This window comes from Streptomyces lincolnensis (genome assembly GCF_001685355.1).
GTDB classification, from domain to species: domain Bacteria; phylum Actinomycetota; class Actinomycetes; order Streptomycetales; family Streptomycetaceae; genus Streptomyces; species Streptomyces lincolnensis.
In genome coordinates this window covers 6,167,467-6,182,217 of sequence record NZ_CP016438.1, presented here as the reverse complement: position 1 = coordinate 6,182,217, position 14,751 = coordinate 6,167,467, and the positions used below count along the sequence as shown (strand labels likewise).

At 73.6% G+C, this 14,751-nt stretch carries 12 protein-coding genes; 9 read left to right on the top strand and 3 right to left on the bottom strand.

Annotated features, from left to right (window positions below):
* Nucleotides 1-105 precede the first annotated feature (105 nt).
* The 7 genes from SLINC_RS27650 to SLINC_RS27620 all read left to right on the top strand — a co-directional run bounded on the left by SLINC_RS27650 (nt 106) and on the right by SLINC_RS27620 (nt 8,251).
* Complete coding sequence (locus SLINC_RS27650; RefSeq protein ID WP_067438162.1) at nt 106-855, top strand: FHA domain-containing protein; 750 nt, start codon at nt 106-108, stop codon at nt 853-855.
* Nucleotides 852-2,432 carry a protein kinase domain-containing protein gene (locus SLINC_RS27645; protein ID WP_067438160.1) on the top strand — a complete coding sequence of 527 codons (1,581 nt, stop codon included), beginning with the start codon at nt 852-854 and terminating at the stop codon, nt 2,430-2,432. The genes SLINC_RS27650 and SLINC_RS27645 overlap by 4 nt, the downstream gene beginning before the upstream one ends.
* A 155-nt stretch (nt 2,433-2,587) precedes the next feature.
* Nucleotides 2,588-3,328, top strand: coding sequence for a hypothetical protein (locus SLINC_RS27640; protein WP_067438157.1), 741 nt, complete (start codon nt 2,588-2,590; stop codon nt 3,326-3,328).
* The gene (locus SLINC_RS27635) at nt 3,325-4,662 is read left to right on the top strand and encodes a serine/threonine-protein kinase (RefSeq protein WP_067438154.1); all 1,338 of its coding nucleotides are present in this window, start codon (nt 3,325-3,327) and stop codon (nt 4,660-4,662) included. The genes SLINC_RS27640 and SLINC_RS27635 overlap by 4 nt, the downstream gene beginning before the upstream one ends.
* A 192-nt stretch (nt 4,663-4,854) precedes the next feature.
* Nucleotides 4,855-5,247 (top strand): peptidase inhibitor family I36 protein, encoded by a 393-nt coding sequence (locus tag SLINC_RS27630; RefSeq protein WP_107406679.1) that lies wholly within the window; start codon nt 4,855-4,857, stop codon nt 5,245-5,247.
* On the top strand, nt 5,241-6,155 hold the full coding sequence (locus SLINC_RS27625) for a hypothetical protein (protein WP_159425366.1): 915 nt from the start codon (nt 5,241-5,243) through the stop codon (nt 6,153-6,155). Before SLINC_RS27630 ends, SLINC_RS27625 begins: the two co-directional genes overlap by 7 nt.
* 191 nt (nt 6,156-6,346) lie before the next feature.
* The gene (locus SLINC_RS27620; protein ID WP_067438148.1) at nt 6,347-8,251 is read left to right on the top strand and encodes a protein kinase domain-containing protein; all 1,905 of its coding nucleotides are present in this window, start codon (nt 6,347-6,349) and stop codon (nt 8,249-8,251) included.
* 90 nt (nt 8,252-8,341) lie between these two features.
* On the opposite strand, the gene purH is transcribed toward SLINC_RS27620, so the two are convergent.
* Together purH and purN are read right to left on the bottom strand one after the other, a co-directional pair.
* On the bottom strand, nt 8,342-9,904 hold the full coding sequence (purH, locus tag SLINC_RS27615; RefSeq protein ID WP_067438145.1) for a bifunctional phosphoribosylaminoimidazolecarboxamide formyltransferase/IMP cyclohydrolase: 1,563 nt from the start codon (nt 9,902-9,904) through the stop codon (nt 8,342-8,344).
* Complete coding sequence (gene purN / locus SLINC_RS27610) at nt 9,901-10,539, bottom strand: phosphoribosylglycinamide formyltransferase (RefSeq protein ID WP_067438142.1); 639 nt, start codon at nt 10,537-10,539, stop codon at nt 9,901-9,903. The genes purH and purN overlap by 4 nt, the downstream gene beginning before the upstream one ends.
* Before the next feature lie 315 nt (nt 10,540-10,854).
* Between purN and SLINC_RS27605 the strand changes: the two genes are divergently transcribed.
* On the top strand, nt 10,855-11,703 hold the full coding sequence (locus tag SLINC_RS27605; RefSeq protein ID WP_067438140.1) for a hypothetical protein: 849 nt from the start codon (nt 10,855-10,857) through the stop codon (nt 11,701-11,703).
* A gap of 19 nt (nt 11,704-11,722) precedes the next feature.
* Here the strand turns inward: SLINC_RS27605 and SLINC_RS27600 are convergent, their stop codons facing one another.
* Entirely contained in the window at nt 11,723-13,525 is a 1,803-nt protein-coding gene (locus SLINC_RS27600) for a cell division protein PerM (RefSeq protein ID WP_067438137.1), read from the bottom strand.
* A 96-nt stretch (nt 13,526-13,621) separates the two neighbouring features.
* Here SLINC_RS27600 and SLINC_RS27595 point away from each other — a divergent pair, with 96 nt between their 5' ends.
* Nucleotides 13,622-14,704, top strand: coding sequence for a helix-turn-helix domain-containing protein (locus tag SLINC_RS27595; RefSeq protein WP_067438135.1), 1,083 nt, complete (start codon nt 13,622-13,624; stop codon nt 14,702-14,704).
* The last annotated feature ends 47 nt before the right edge of the window (nt 14,705-14,751 follow it).

Sequence of the window (14,751 nt, the reverse complement as noted above, 5' to 3'; positions counted from 1 at the left end):
CCATTCCCGCCCAAGGGCCGTGTCTCACCCGCACGAGGGGGACACGGCCCTGGTGCGGCGGCCCTACTCTGACCCGTGTAGCCGTCAGGCACGGGGAGACGCACCTTGTACAGCATCATCGTGGTACCTCCGCCGACCACGGAGGACGACCCGAACCGGACCCAACGACGACTGGCGCCCGGCGAGCGGCTGATCTTCGGCCGTTCCACCCGCGACGCCAACGACCTGATCGTGCCGCATGACGGGGTCTCCCGCAGAGCGGGCGTGATCAGCGCGCAGGGCGCCTTCTGGACTCTCAGCAACCTCTCCGGCGGACAGACGTACGTCGTGGAGAACCCGGAGGGCGCGGGCGAGCACATCAAGGTGGGACCGGGGCGCCTGGACGCGCCGGTGCCCTTCGAGTTCTCGCGGATCGTGCTGCCCGCCGCGGGCGACCTGCTGCCGATCGAGGTGTGGGCGCCACGCCACGACTATCTGCGCGGCGAGGAGAGCCTGGACGGGGACACCACCACACCGGCCTTCTCGGTGGACCGTACGAAACGCTACTTCGCGGTCCTCGCCGCGCTCTGCGAACCGCGGCTGCGCGGGGAGCCGCACGCCCCCCTGCCCACCGTCGAGCAGGTCGTGGAACGGCTGCGGCCGGCCTGGCCGGCCGCGTCCCGCACGTCCGTGCAGTGGAACATCGACTACCTGGCCGTGAAGCTGCGCCTCAAGCCCGGCCCGGACACCGCGGACACGGGACCGCGGCTCAACGGCAAGAAGGAGTCCCTGGTGTCCCTGGCGCTCCGCTTCGACCTGGTCCGCGAGGACGACCTCGTCGTGCTCGCGGCCCCGGCCACCCGGGGGACACGATGACCGAGCCGTTCGCCGTTCCGGTGCCGCGCGGCTACCGGGTCGGCGTCTGGGAGGTGCGCGAGCCGATCGCGACGGGCGCGTTCGGCAGCGTCTACGAGGCCAGACGCACCGAGGACACCGTCGCCGACGACGGCGTGGAACTGCCGCGCACCGCGGCCCTGAAGTTCCTGCCGACCGGCACCGGCACCCCGCGCCAGCTGGCCCACCTGCGCGAGCTGATCGACCGGGAGGTCGAGCTGTACCGCCGGCTCAAGCGGCCCCGCCTGATCCGGATGTACGACAGCATCACGGTCGACGATCCCGGGCGCCCCGAGTTGGACGGCGCCACGGTCCTCGTCCTGGAGAAGGCGCAGCGGTCGCTGTCCGCCCTGCTCACCGACGCGCCCCGGCCCTCCGGGGGCGCCGCGCTCCTCGCGCAGATCTGCGAGGGGCTGGCCCAGCTGCACCGGGCGGGCTGGGTGCACGGGGATCTGAAACCGGCCAATGTGCTGCTGATGAAGGACGGTTCGGCCCGGCTCGCCGACTTCAACATGGCCGCCGAGATGGAGGGCACCCACGCCTACACGCCGGCGTTCTCCACCCCGGACTACACCCCGCCCGAACTGCTGTGGTCGGAGATCGGCGAACGCGGGCGCCGGATCCGCCCCTCGTCCGACATCTGGGCCTTCGGCGTCCTCGCCCACCTCGTCCTCACCGACTCCTTCCCGCTGCCCGGCGGCACCCCGACCGCCCGCCGGGACGCGGCCGCCGCGTACGCCCGCGGCACCGACGAGCTGCGGCTGTCGCCCGAACTGCCCGCCGCCTGGCGGGAGATCGTGCGCCGCTGCCTGGCCCGTACGCACGCCGACCGCGTCACCACCGACGAACTGCTGAGACAGGTGGAGGCAGCCGCCGGCACCGGCCGCTCCCCCCGGCTGCCCCGCACCCTGCTCCCGCACCGCCGCTCCCGCCGTACGACGATGGTGGCCGCGGTGTCCGCGACGGTCACCGTGGCCGTCCTCGGCTACGGCATCAGCGCCTGGACCGCGTCCGGCTCGGACGGCGAGGACCCGGCCGGATCCGGAAGCGGGCAGGCCGCCGCGGCCGCCTACGGCGCCGCCGAACTCCGTACGGACAAGGGTGTTCCGGTGCGGTACCGGCAGCTGATCGTCGACTCCGCCCACGACTGCTCCCAGGCGGAGGTCACCCCGGCGCTGATCGCCGCGATCCTGAAGGCGGAGAGCAACTTCGACCCCGACCTGTCCGATCCCGACGCGGGCGAGTACGGCATCGCCCGCTGGACCCCGAGCATCCTGCGCTGGTACATGCGCGCGGACGGCGCCCCGGCCGAGGCGACCCCGAGGCCGCCGCTCACCCCCGCCGAGTCCATCCCCGCCGTCGGCCGCTACCTCTGCTTCATGGAACCGCGCCTGGAGACCACCGGCCTGTCCGGCGACCGACGCGTCCTGCTGGCCGCCGCCTACCGCACCTCGACCAAGAAGGTGAACGCCGCGGGCGGCGTTCCCCCGAACGTCCACGACTACGCCGCCCGCGTCGCCCACTACCTCAAGGAGTACACGCCACCCGCCAGGAAGTGACCCTCACAGGTCTGAGGTACCGCTTCGGGGCATCGAGGTCCCTCGGCGCCCCGCCGACACATCGGAAAGCTTCGCCATTGCAACAAGGCTCCCCTTACTCTGCCGTTGGTCGACTGGGGGAGCTCCCCCATGGCGTGGGAGGAGGGGGAAACTCCATGTACAGCGTCATCGTCGTGCCACCCTCGTGCGGCAGCGCGGAGGGGCAGCTCAGGATCGCCGCGGGCGAACGCCTCACGTTCGGCAGAGCCCAGGCGGGTGAGGGACTCACGATCGCGCACGAAGGCGTACCGCGCGTCGCGGGCGAGATCGCCGCACACCACAACTTCTGGCTGCTGAGCAACCTCAGCGAACATCAGACCTACGTCGTGGAGAACCCGGAGGGCGCGGGCGAGCACATCAAGATCGGGCCGGGGCGCCTGGACGCGCCGGTGCCCTTCGAGTTCTCGCGGGTCGTCCTGCCGGCCGCGGGCGACCTGCTCGCCTTCGACGTCTGGGCGCCGCGCCACACCTTCCGCAGCGTCGCCCGGCAGGGGCTCTCCGGCGCCCTGACCGCGCCCGCGTTCACCCTCGACCGCACCAAGCGGTACTTCTCGGTCCTGACCGCCCTGTGCGAACCCCGCCTGCGCGGCGAGCCGCACGCCCCGCTGCCCGCGGTCGAGCAGCTCGTCGAGCGGCTGCGCCCCACGTGGCCCAAGGTCACCCGTTCCGCCGTCTACTGGAACATCGACTATCTCGCCGTCAAGCTGCGCCTCAGGCCCGGACCGGACACCGCGGAGCCCGGACAGCGCGCCAACGGCAAGAAGGAGTCCCTGGTCTCGCTCGCGCTCCGCTTCGACCTGGTCCGCGAGGACGATCTGACGGTGCTCGCCGCGACCGCCGACGAGGCCGTGCGATGACCGGGCAGTCGTACGTCGTCCCGGTCCCCAAGGGCTACCGGGTCGGCCACTGGGAGGTTCGCGCGCCGCTCGCGTCCGGGGCGTTCGCCACCGTCTACGCGGCCCGGAACACCCGCGACGACGTACCGGACGAGCCGCGTCACGCGGCGCTGAAGTTCCTGCCCACCGGCACCCAGACCCCGCGCCGGCTGCACCATCTGCGCGAACTGGCCGAGCGCGAGGTGGAGTTGCTGGGCCGCCTGCGCGCGCCCCGCCTGATCCGGATGTACGACACCCTGACGGTCGACGACCCGGCCCACCCGGAACTCGACGGCGCCACGGTCCTCGTGCTGGAGAAGGCCGAGGGCTCCCTGCACGCCGTACTGGAGCACGAGCCGAAGCCGGCGGCGGGCCCCGCACTGCTCGCCCAGATCTGCGAGGGGCTGCACCAGCTGCACCACGCGGGCTGGGTGCACGGCGATCTGAAGCCCGCCAACGTGCTGCTGATGAAGGACGGTTCGGCCCGGCTCGCCGACTTCAACATGGCCGCCGAGATGGAGGGCACCCACGCCTACGCGCCCGCCTTCGCCACCCCGGACTACACCCCGCCCGAACTGCTGTGGCCCGAGATCGACGAGCGGGGCACCCGGGTGCGGCCCTCCGCCGACATCTGGGCCTTCGGCGTCCTCGCCCACGTCGTCCTGACGGACACCTTCCCGCTGCCGGGCGCCACCACGGATGCCCGCTGCGACGCGGCCATGCGCTACGCGCGCGGCACCGAGGAGCTGCGGCTCTCCCCCGAACTGCCCGCCCCCTGGCGGCAGATCATCACCGCCTGTCTCTCCCCCACCCACCCCGAACGCATCGGCACCGAGCCCCTGCTCCGACAGGTCGAGCAGGCCGCCGGGGCCTCCCCCTCGGCCCGCCTGCCCCGCCTGCGCCCCCGGCGCTGGATACGCCCCGTCCTCGTCGCGGCTCTCGCGGCCGCCTCGCTGGGCGCGGCGGCCACCCTGACGTACACCCTGCGGGACGAGAGCCCGGTGGCCTCGGCACCTCCGACCTGCGAGAAGCCCGCCGTCTACGAGGACCCCGACCACGGCCGCGGCTACACCGCCAACTGGCACACCACGTGGGACTTCACCGTCAAACGCGGCGACGGCGGCAACCAGGTCCTCGAGGTCCAGTGCCTGCTCAGATACCTCCACAAGATCCCCGAGGTCGGCGAGATCGACGGCGACTTCGGCCCCCTGACCCAGGACGCCGTCGTCACCTTCCAGCAACGCGAGGGACTGGTCGCGGACGGCATCGTGAACGCGGCGACCTGGAGCGCGCTGCGCAAGGCGGACGAGGTCTGATCGCCTGGCTGCCCGAGAGCGCGAAGGCCCGGGCGCGCAGCGTACGGGTGGTCGTGGGCGCGCCCACGACCCTGCCGCACACCGGACTTGACGGGTACCTGTAACTTTCCAGGTACCCCTCGCCGACCCGTCCCGCCACTGTGTTCCCGGCGCCACCACGAGGCGGCGCCGACGCACTGGAGGGGACATCGTATGAGCCGTATCAAGGCGATCCGTACGAAGGCGGCAGTGCTCGCCGGGGCCACCGTGCTCGCCGGTCTCGGGGTGGGGGCCATGGCGGCACCGGCGCAGGCCGCCTGGTCCGACTGCGACGGCGGGGCACTGTGTGCCTACCTGAACGCCAACGGGGGCGGCACCCCCGGGCAGGTCTTCGGCAACAACTCCGACCTGCGGCAGTACAACAAGTTCAACAACGCCCGCTCGGCGTACAACAACGGCAACTCCTGCGACGTCCGCATCTGGACGCTGCTGAACCGGGAGGGCAGCTCCGCCCTCCTGCACCGCGGCAACGCCATCTACGACACCCACACCTGGAACAACGGCCAGTTCCGCTACGGCATCGCCTCCAACACCTGGGTGTGCTGATCTCTGTGCGCAGACTGCTGTGGCTGGCGGCCACGGCTCTCCTCGTGGCCGGATGCGGTGCATCCGGCCACGAGGCCCCGGCCGCCCTGCCGGACCCCAGACCCCTGTCCGGCGTGCTGTACGCACCGCCCGCGAACGCCGCCCTGCTGCACGACGCGGAGGAGGCGGCGGTGCGCGACTGCATGCACGAGCGCGGCTTCGAGTACCACGTCATACCGGCGCGCGATCCCTGGCGGCTGGTGGAGGACAACCCCTACGGCCTGCTCCAGCCGGACCGCGCCACCGACGACGGCTACGGCATCACGGCCCAGCGGCTGGGCCCGCCGGCCGGTGATCCCAACGACGAGATCCTCCAGCGGCTGTCCGAGACCCGGCAACGCCAGTGGCACGAGGCGCTGGTGGGGACACCCGACCGCCACCGCAAGGTGAAGCGGCCCGACGGGGTGACCCTCTCCTACGACCCCGGTGCCTGCGTCGAGACCGGTTTCCGTTCCGTCTACGGCAAGCCGTGGACCGAACGTTTCCGGGCCCTGGAAGGAGTCGGCAACCAGGTGGTGACGGCCACCCTGCGCGGCGCCGCCTTTCGGACCGCCGAGCGGAAATGGGCCACGTGCATGGCGGAGGAGGGGCACCCCTACCGCGCGCTGGGCGAGCCGCGCCAGGAGATCCAGGAGCGCGTGGAGAAGGCCGCGGGGGACTCCGAGGCCCTGCGGGAGACCGGGCGGGCCGAACTCGCCGTAGCCCGGGCCGATGTCGCCTGCCAGCAGCGGGCGCGGCTGCACCAGGCGGTGGCCGCGGGGCAGCAGCGGGCGGAGAAGACCCTCCGGGGCGACTGGGAAGCGGAGATCAAGGCCCACCGCCAGGCCAGGGACCGGGCGCTGAAGCACGCCCGCTCCGGGACCGCCTGACGGCACGCCGACCCGACGGCCCGCCGGTTCACCACGACGGGCCGCGGGCCGCGGACCGTTCGACGTCACCGCGTCACAGTGTCCGCACGTCTCAGGAGCCTCCGGGATCTCCCCCGTCCCGGCACGGTAGCCTCGCACCAACTTGCCCGGCACATCTGTACGTTGCGGAAGCACAGCACCACGGGGGACCCATGACGGACCAGTGGCGGTCCACGCCACCGTCGTACACAGCGGCCGCCGGTGGCGCCGCCCTGAGGCAGACGGGCGCCACGCCCCTGCAACCCGCCGACCCCGCCCGCATCGGGCCGTACCTCCCGCTCGGGCGGCTCGGCAGCGGCGGTATGGGGCGGGTCTTCCTCGCCCGGCCCGCCGACGACCGGCCGGGGCTCGCGGCGGTGAAGGTGATCCGGCCCGAGTACGCCGAGGACCCGCAGTTCAGGCGGCGGTTCGAGCGGGAGGCGGCGGTGCACGGGCGGGTCCGGACACCGCACACCCCGGAGTTGCTGGGGAGCGGGTTCGAGGGCGAGCTGCTGTGGATGGCGACGCAGTACCTGCCGGGCCTGAACCTCGCCGACGCGGTGAAGGAGTGCGGGCCGCTGGAACCGGCGGGCGTGTGGCGGCTGGTGGGCGAGCTCGGACAGGCACTGGCGGCACTGGCCGCCGCGGGGGTCGTGCACCGGGACCTCAAGCCGTCGAACGTCGTCCTGTCCCCCCAGGGCGCGCATGTCATCGACTTCGGGATCTCGCAGGCCGCCGACAGCAGCGCGATCACCGGCACGGGCAGCCGGGTCGGCACCCCCGCCTTCATGTCGCCGGAGTATCTGCGCGAGGGCCGCTGCGACACCGCCTCCGACATGTTCTCGCTCGCGAGCTCGATCGTCTACGCCGCCACCGGGCACGCCCCGTTCGGCGACGGCACCGGCGTCGACGTCATGCACCGGGTCGCCTTCGAGGAGCCCAGGCCGCAGGTCATGGACGAACTCGCGGCCGTGCACCCCGCGTTGGCCACTCTGCTGTCCGCCTGCCTCGCCAAGGACCCGGCCGCCCGCCCCACCCCGCACCAGCTGACCGAGGCCGCCACGGCCGCCGGGCACGGGCCCGCCCCCGCCTGGCACGAGCCCCTCGCCGCCCGCCTCCACGACCGGCGCCAGGGCTCCGCCCTCCTGGAGAACGCCTCCGCACAGCAGACCGACCACTTCCGTGCCGCGCTGGAGCGGACGGGGGCCGCCGGGTCCGGGCCGGGGTTCGGTCCGCCCCCGCCCGGTGCGTACGCGGGCGGCTCCACCCCGGCCGGACCGTACGGCGGGTCGCCCACACCGGCGGGGCCGCCCGCCGGCACACCCACACCGCCCGGGCAGTACGGCGGCATGCCCACGCCCGTCGGCCCGTACGCCCCCGTCACGCCCCTCACGCCTCTCCCGGCCGACGAGGGCGGCGGTCGGCGTCCCCGGAGGAAGGCGTATCTGGCCGTCGCGGCGGGCATCGCCGTGGTCGCCGTGGCCGCGGGCGCCTTCCTGCTCACCCGCCCCTCCCCCGCCGACACGGCCTCCGGCTCCCCCACGGCCTCCGCCCACAACACGCCCGACGGCGCGGCGGCCTCGGTCCTGCCCACCGCCTCCCCGAGCAAGGCGGCGGAGAACAAGAAGGAGAAGAAGGGGACGGGAGGAAAGGAGACGGGCGAGGAGAAGGCGAAGGACGACGAGTCGCCCGGCGCGGACGGCGGTTCGTCCGGAGCGGGCGGGGAACGGGTCACCCCCGATCCCGACCCCACCGCCACGACCGGCAACGGCGGCGGCAGCGCCCCCAGCCCCACCCCCACCAAGACCGCGACCAAGCCCGCCACCCCGCCCTGGATCTCCCAGTGCACCTACTACTCCGGCACCGAACTCACCACCCGGGGCGACAAGGGCCAACGCGTCGTCCAGGTCCAGTGCATGCTCACCCAGCGCGGCTACAGCGTCGGCGGCTCGGGCGTGGACGGGCAGTTCGGCGCGGACACGGTCTCCGCGGTGAAGCTGTTCCAGGGCGACAAGGGGCTGGTGGTCGACGGGGACGTGGGCGCCAAGACCTGGGCGGCGCTGCGCAGTTCGACGTAGGCGGCAGGACAGAGCCGTGAACGGGGCGGGCCCCCAGGTGTGCACCCGGGGGCCCGCTCACGATCACGGCTCGGTGGAAACGGTCACGGCTCAGTGGAAGAAGTGCCGCGTCCCGGTGAAGTACATCGTGACGCCGGCCTTCTTCGCGGCCTCGACGACCAGCTCGTCACGGACCGAACCACCGGGCTGGACGACCGCCTTCACGCCGGCCTCGACGAGGATCTCCAGACCGTCGGGGAAGGGGAAGAAGGCGTCGGAGGCGGCGTAGGAACCGGCGGCACGCTCGGCGCCCGCACGGTCCACGGCCAGCTTCGCGGAGTCCACCCGGTTGACCTGGCCCATGCCCACGCCGACCGAGGCGCCGTCCTTGGCGAGGAGGATCGCGTTGGACTTGACCGCGCGGCAGGCCTTCCAGGCGAAGGAGAGGTCCGCCAGCTCCTCGGCGCTCAGCGCCTCACCCGTCGCGAGCGTCCAGTTGGCCGGGTCGTCGCCCTCGGCCTGGAGGCGGTCGGTGATCTGGAGGAGGGCGCCGCCGTCGATCGGCTTGACGTCGATGGGGTGGCCGAGGCCGTCCGGGACGCGCAGCACGCGGATGTTCTTCTTCTTCGCGAGGGCCTCCAGCGCGCCCTCCTCGTAGTCCGGGGCCACGATGACCTCGGTGAAGATCTCCGCTACCTGCTCGGCCATCTCCTTCGACACCGGGCGGTTGACGGCGATCACACCGCCGAACGCCGACAGCGGGTCACAGGCGTGCGCCTTGCGGTGCGCCTCGGCGACGTCCGCGCCCACCGCGATGCCGCACGGGTTGGCGTGCTTGATGATCGCGACGGCGGGCTCGGCGTGGTCGTAGGCGGCACGGCGGGCGGCGTCCGTGTCCGCGTAGTTGTTGAACGACATCTCCTTGCCGTGCAGCTGCTCGGCCTCCGCCAGGCCACCGGTGCCCGCCGTGTAGAGGGCGGCGGGCTGGTGCGGGTTCTCGCCGTAGCGCAGGGTGTGCGCGCGCTCCAGGGTGGTGGCGAGGAAGGAGGGGAACGGAGAGTCGTCGGCCGGCGCGTAGGCGGAGGCGAACCAGGTGGAGACCGCGATGTCGTACTCGGCCGTGTGCCGGAAGGCCTCGGCGGCCAGCCGCTTGCGGGTGGCGAGGTCGAATCCGCCGTCCGGTACGGCGGCCAGGACGTCCGCGTACCGGGCGGGGCTGGTGACCACCGCGACCGAGGGGTGGTTCTTGGCGGCGGCGCGGACCATCGAGGGGCCGCCGATGTCGATCTGCTCGACACACTCGTCCGGTGTGGCGCCCGACGCGACGGTCTCGCGGAACGGGTAGAGGTTGACCACGACCAGGTCGAAGGGCTCCACGCCCAGCTCGGCGAGCTGGTTGCGGTGGTCCTCCAGGCGGAGGTCCGCGAGGATGCCGGCGTGCACCTTGGGGTGGAGCGTCTTGACGCGGCCGTCCAGGCACTCGGGGAAGCCGGTGAGCTCCTCGACCTTGGTGACGGGGACGCCCGCGGCGGCGATACGGCCGGCGGTGGACCCGGTGGAGACGAGCTCCACGCCCGCCTCGTGCAGGCCGCGCGCGAGGTCTTCGAGGCCGGTCTTGTCGTAGACGCTGACGAGCGCCCGTCGAATGGCCCGCTTGTTGCTCTCGGCGGTCACTGGATAACTACCTTTCGTCCCTCAATGCGATAGCCGTTGCGGGCGAGCCGCCCCACGACCTCGACGAGCAGTCTTCGCTCGACTTCCTTGATGCGCTCGTGCAGAGCGCTCTCGTCGTCCTCGTCCCGGATCTCCACCACGCCCTGGGCGATGATCGGTCCGGTGTCGACGCCGTCGTCGACGAAGTGGACGGTGCAGCCGGTGACCCTGGCTCCGTACGCGAGCGCGTCGCGGACCCCGTGGGCGCCGGGAAAGCTGGGCAGGAGCGCGGGGTGGGTGTTCACGAACCGCCCGCCGAAGCGCGCGAGGAACTCCTTGCCCACGATCTTCATGAACCCGGCGGAGACGACGAGGTCCGGCTCGTGGGCGGCGGTCGCCTCGGCGAGCGCCGCGTCCCACTCCTCGCGGCTCCCGTGGTCCCTGACCTTGCACACGAAGGTCGGCAGTCCGGCCCGTTCGGCCCGCGCGAGCCCCTCGATGCCGTCGCGGTCGGCTCCGACGGCCACGATCTCGGCTCCGTAGGCCTCGGATCCGACGGTCGCGATGGCGTCGAGCAGCGCCTGGAGGTTCGTACCGGATCCGGAGACCAGCACGACAAGGCGCTTGGCCGACTTGGCCACGGGCTTGGCGGCCACGGCGGGGGCCCTTTCTCGGGGGTGCGTGTGTACGGGTGGCCGCGCAGGCATACGTCTGTGCGTTCAGCAGTCATACGTCTGTGCATTCATACGAATGCTTCGCGCCCCGGGATACGGGGAAGTCTACGAAGCGGCCGACCGTCAGCAACGATACCGGCACACCGGACGGCCCCCACGGGACGGGGGCGTGGCCGGAAGGTAGCGTCTGGGACGAGCGAACTCGGGAACGCGGTCGACGTGCGGTGCGTTTCCCGAGTGTCAGCTCGCACCAGACAGGCCACACAGCCGAATCACCTAGGGGAAGACGCTCACTTGATGCCGGACCGCAGTCTGCGACTCCTCACGCTCCCCCCGCAGTCCTCACAGGGAGGGGAGCGCAGCGGCGTGCTGCTGCGGGAGCGCCCCGCCTCGCCTCCGGACGCGTCGTCCGACAACACCCCCTCGGGCGGCAAGGACGGCACCGGACAGGGCGGCACACCGCAGGGCACGCAGGACGACAACCCGTTCGCCCCGCCTCCGGAGGGTTCGCCGGACCGCCCCTGGCAGCCGCGGCAGCCGCAGGGAGGGGGCGACCCGGCCCAGGGCCAGGGTCAGGGACAAGGCCCGGACCAGGGCCAGGGCTCCGGTGACACCCCCTGGGGCAGTCAGTGGAGCGACCGCCAGCCAGGCCGCTCCCCCGGCAGCTTCGGCGAGCGTCCGGGCGGTGGCGGCCCGGGCAACGGCCCCGAGGGGCAGGGCGGCGGCCCCGGTACCGGTATGCGCTGGGACCCGACCGACCCGTCCCAGCGGCGCGCGCGGTACGCCCTGCTGAGCGGTATGTGGGCCTTCTTCTTCGCCCTCTTCAGCTGGCCCTCCGTGGCCCTGCTGCTCGGTGCGCTGGCCCTGTACTGGTCCATCAGCGCCCTGCGCGCCCAGCCGGCCCGCGCCCCCGACCCGAACACCCCCGCGCCGGCCCAGACCGGCCGCCCCCAGACCACGGCCGCCATCAGCGGCCTCGTCACCGCCGCCCTCGCCATCACCCTCGTCGCCGCCGGCTTCGCCGCGAAGCTCGTCTACAGCGACTACTACACCTGCACCAACGACGCCCTCACCAACGAGGCGAAGCAGGCCTGCACCGACCATCTGCCGAAGGAACTGCGCGGGTTCCTGGGCTCGGACAGCTGACCGACCGGACCACCTGCCCTCAGGGCGCCGTCGGCGGCTCCGCCGGGTCCCCCGAGGCCTCTCGGAGCGCCGCCCAGCGGGCCCTTCTGGCGGCGTCGCCCTCGTCCCAGGGGGCCTGGGGAGTGTCGACGGGCCGGAAGTCGTACGGCTCGAAGGCGTGGCCGGCGGTGTCGTCGGCGTAGGACACGTAAGGCACGTAGGGCTCGAAGGTGCTCTCTGCGGGGCCGGTCGTGTCGGCTGTGTCGGTCGCGTGGGCCACGTCGGGCGGGCAGGGCACGGCAGCGTCCCGGCCGGTCTCTCCGGCCGGCTCCGTCACCGCTCCGCCGCCGTCCGGTGCCGCTCCGCCGTCCGGCACCAGCGCGGCCGTTCCCGCCGCTGCCGTCCCCGTATCCGCCGCCGTCGCCACTGCCGTCTCCGTCCGGGGCCTGCCGATCGTCGCCCCGTTCTCGTCGCGGTCGTCCCGCACCCGGCGCTCGCGGCAGCGCCACGCCCGCAGGCCCAAGGCCGTCGGGACCGCCGTGGCCGCGATCCAGGCCAGGGCCGCGCCTCCCGTCATCCACCACACCGGCCCGAAGCGCGAGAGCGCGGCGACGCCGAGCGGTCCACCGGCGAGTGCGGCCAGCGCGCAGACCAGTCCCGCGCACAGGACGGCGGCCAGCCCGGCGACCTGGGCGGTCCGCCCTCGCGACCAGGCGCCGGCCCCCGTCCCGCCGGGCCTCTCTTCGCGCGCCCCCGCCACCGCTCCCCGCGCCGTGAACCAGCCCACCGTCAGCCCGGCCGCCACCGGTACCAACGCGACCGTCCAGTTCAGCGGTGTGGCGAGGCCCGGATCCGGTACTGCCGACAGGAGCGGGAACGGCGGGAGCAAGGGGGCCGGGGCGGAGGCAAGAGGGGTGACGGTGTGGCCGACGCCGAGGGTGAAGCCCGGGCCGAGGGCGTAGGCCGCCGCCCAGACGGCCGCGTTCGGGACGAGGGCCAGACACAGGAGCAGCACCGCGAACCGGCCCGACCACCCCTCGGTCAGGCGCAGAAAGGACTCCCGGGTGGCCTCCCCGTGCCACACCAGCGCCGTCGCCAGCAGCGACGCCCCGCCCCCGACCAGTACCGCCGCCCCGGCCCCGGCGGCGCGGGCGGCCGTACCGAGACGGTCCCGCGCGTCCGGCCCGAGGAGGAGCCGTCGCAGGCCGCCCGGCAGCAGGATCAGCACGCTGTCGACGGCCGCGCGCGGACGGCCGTACGCCGTCCAGACCCCCGTCCCCGCGGCCGCCACGACGACCAGCGGCAGGCAGGTGCAGGTCCACCCCCAGGAGGGCCGCAGGTCACCGTCCGAGGCGTACCACGCGGCGGCCGACCCGACGGCGAGGTAGCCGAGGACGACCCCGGTCCACGCCGTACGGGCGGGTACGGGAGGCGGCCCGCCGACCCCCGCTCCCTCACCCTCCGCTTCATCGGCCCCCGCCGCGTCCACCGCGTCGCGCGCCGCCCGGTGCACCAGCCACACCGGCAGGGCGAGGAGGAGCAGCGGGGTGACGCCGACGGGCGCGGGGACGCCGGAGAGCGTGTCGGTGCGGACCAGTTCGGCGCCGTGCGCCAGCAGCCACAGGGACGCGGCGACATGCAGCGCGCCGCTCGGCCCGCTGTCGGGGTACGGCGAGCTGATCCACAGCACCATCACGAGCACGGCGAACGAACCGAGCCCCAGCCCCGCGGCGACGGCGCCGCCGAGGAGGCCGGCGGCCACTCCGGGCGATCGGTCGCGCATCCGGGTGAGCAGGGACGACAGCAGCGGTCGGCGAGCGGTCAACTGGGTCACGCCCGCCATGCTCCCAACGACACGCGCTTTCCCGTCGTAACAGGCGAACCTCCGATGTGTCGCTCAATATACGTTTATGTACTTTTTTGTGCGAAGGGGCACCCGGTGACGCAGAGCCCTGCCCTCCCGCTCCCGCCGCCCAGCGAACGCCGACGCCTGCGCGAGGCGGGGTCGTTGACGCAGGCTCAGGTCGCCGCCCGGGTGGGAGTCGCCCGCGAGACGGTACGCGCGTGGGAGACCGGCCGTACGACACCGCGTGGCCGCAAGCGGGAGGCGTACACGAGCCTGCTGGCCGAACTCGCGACGGGCGCGGCCGACATGCCCGTCCGCACGGAAGCCACGGCGCCCGTACCACCGCTGTCGGAGCCTCGACCGGAGGCGCCCGCGACGCCCCTGACGCCCGCTCAGGCATTCGACGCGCTGTACGCGTTCTGCGCGCCCGCCCTGGTCCGGCAGGCGTACCTGCTCACCGGGCGGCGCGAACTGGCGCGCGAGTCCGTCGAGCGGGCCTTCCAACTCGCCTGGCAGCGCTGGCCCGAGGTGGCCCGCGACCGGGACCCGGCGGGCTGGGTCCGGGCGACGGCGTACGAGTACGCCCTCTCCCCCTGGCACCGCTTCCGCCCGCGCTTCCGGCACCCCGAACCACCCCCCGCCGACGCGCCGGACCGCGCCCTGATGGCCGCGCTCCTCCGCCTCCCGCCACCACGGCGCCGCACGCTCGTGCTCTACGACGGGGTCGGCCTCGACCTGCCCGAGACGGCCGCCGAGACGGAGGCGAGCACCCCGGTGACGGCGAACCGGCTCCTCCACGCCCGCGCCACGATCGCCGCCCGGCTGCCCGAGCTGTCCGACCCCGACGAGCTGCACCGGCGGCTGGCCGAGCTGGCCTCCACGGAACGCCTCCGCGCCGCCAAGCCCCCCACGGTCCGCACCGGCAGCGAACGCCGGGCCCGCTTCTGGACCCGGGCCGCGATCGCCTTCACGGTGGCACTGATCGGCACGACGGCACTCACGGTACGGACCGCGCCCACGCACTATGAGCCGCCTGTCCCGCAGGGAGAGACGGTGCAGGGGGTGCCGCCTCGGGTGGCTCCGGGGCCGTTGTCGGAGGCGGAGGTGGCGTTGAGAGCGAAGCTGCGGGAGGAGACGGTACGGGGTCCAGAGAGATTGATGCCGCTGATTCGTTGACTGCGGGCCGGTGGGGGGGGCTGGTCGCGCAGTTCCCCGCGCCCGCC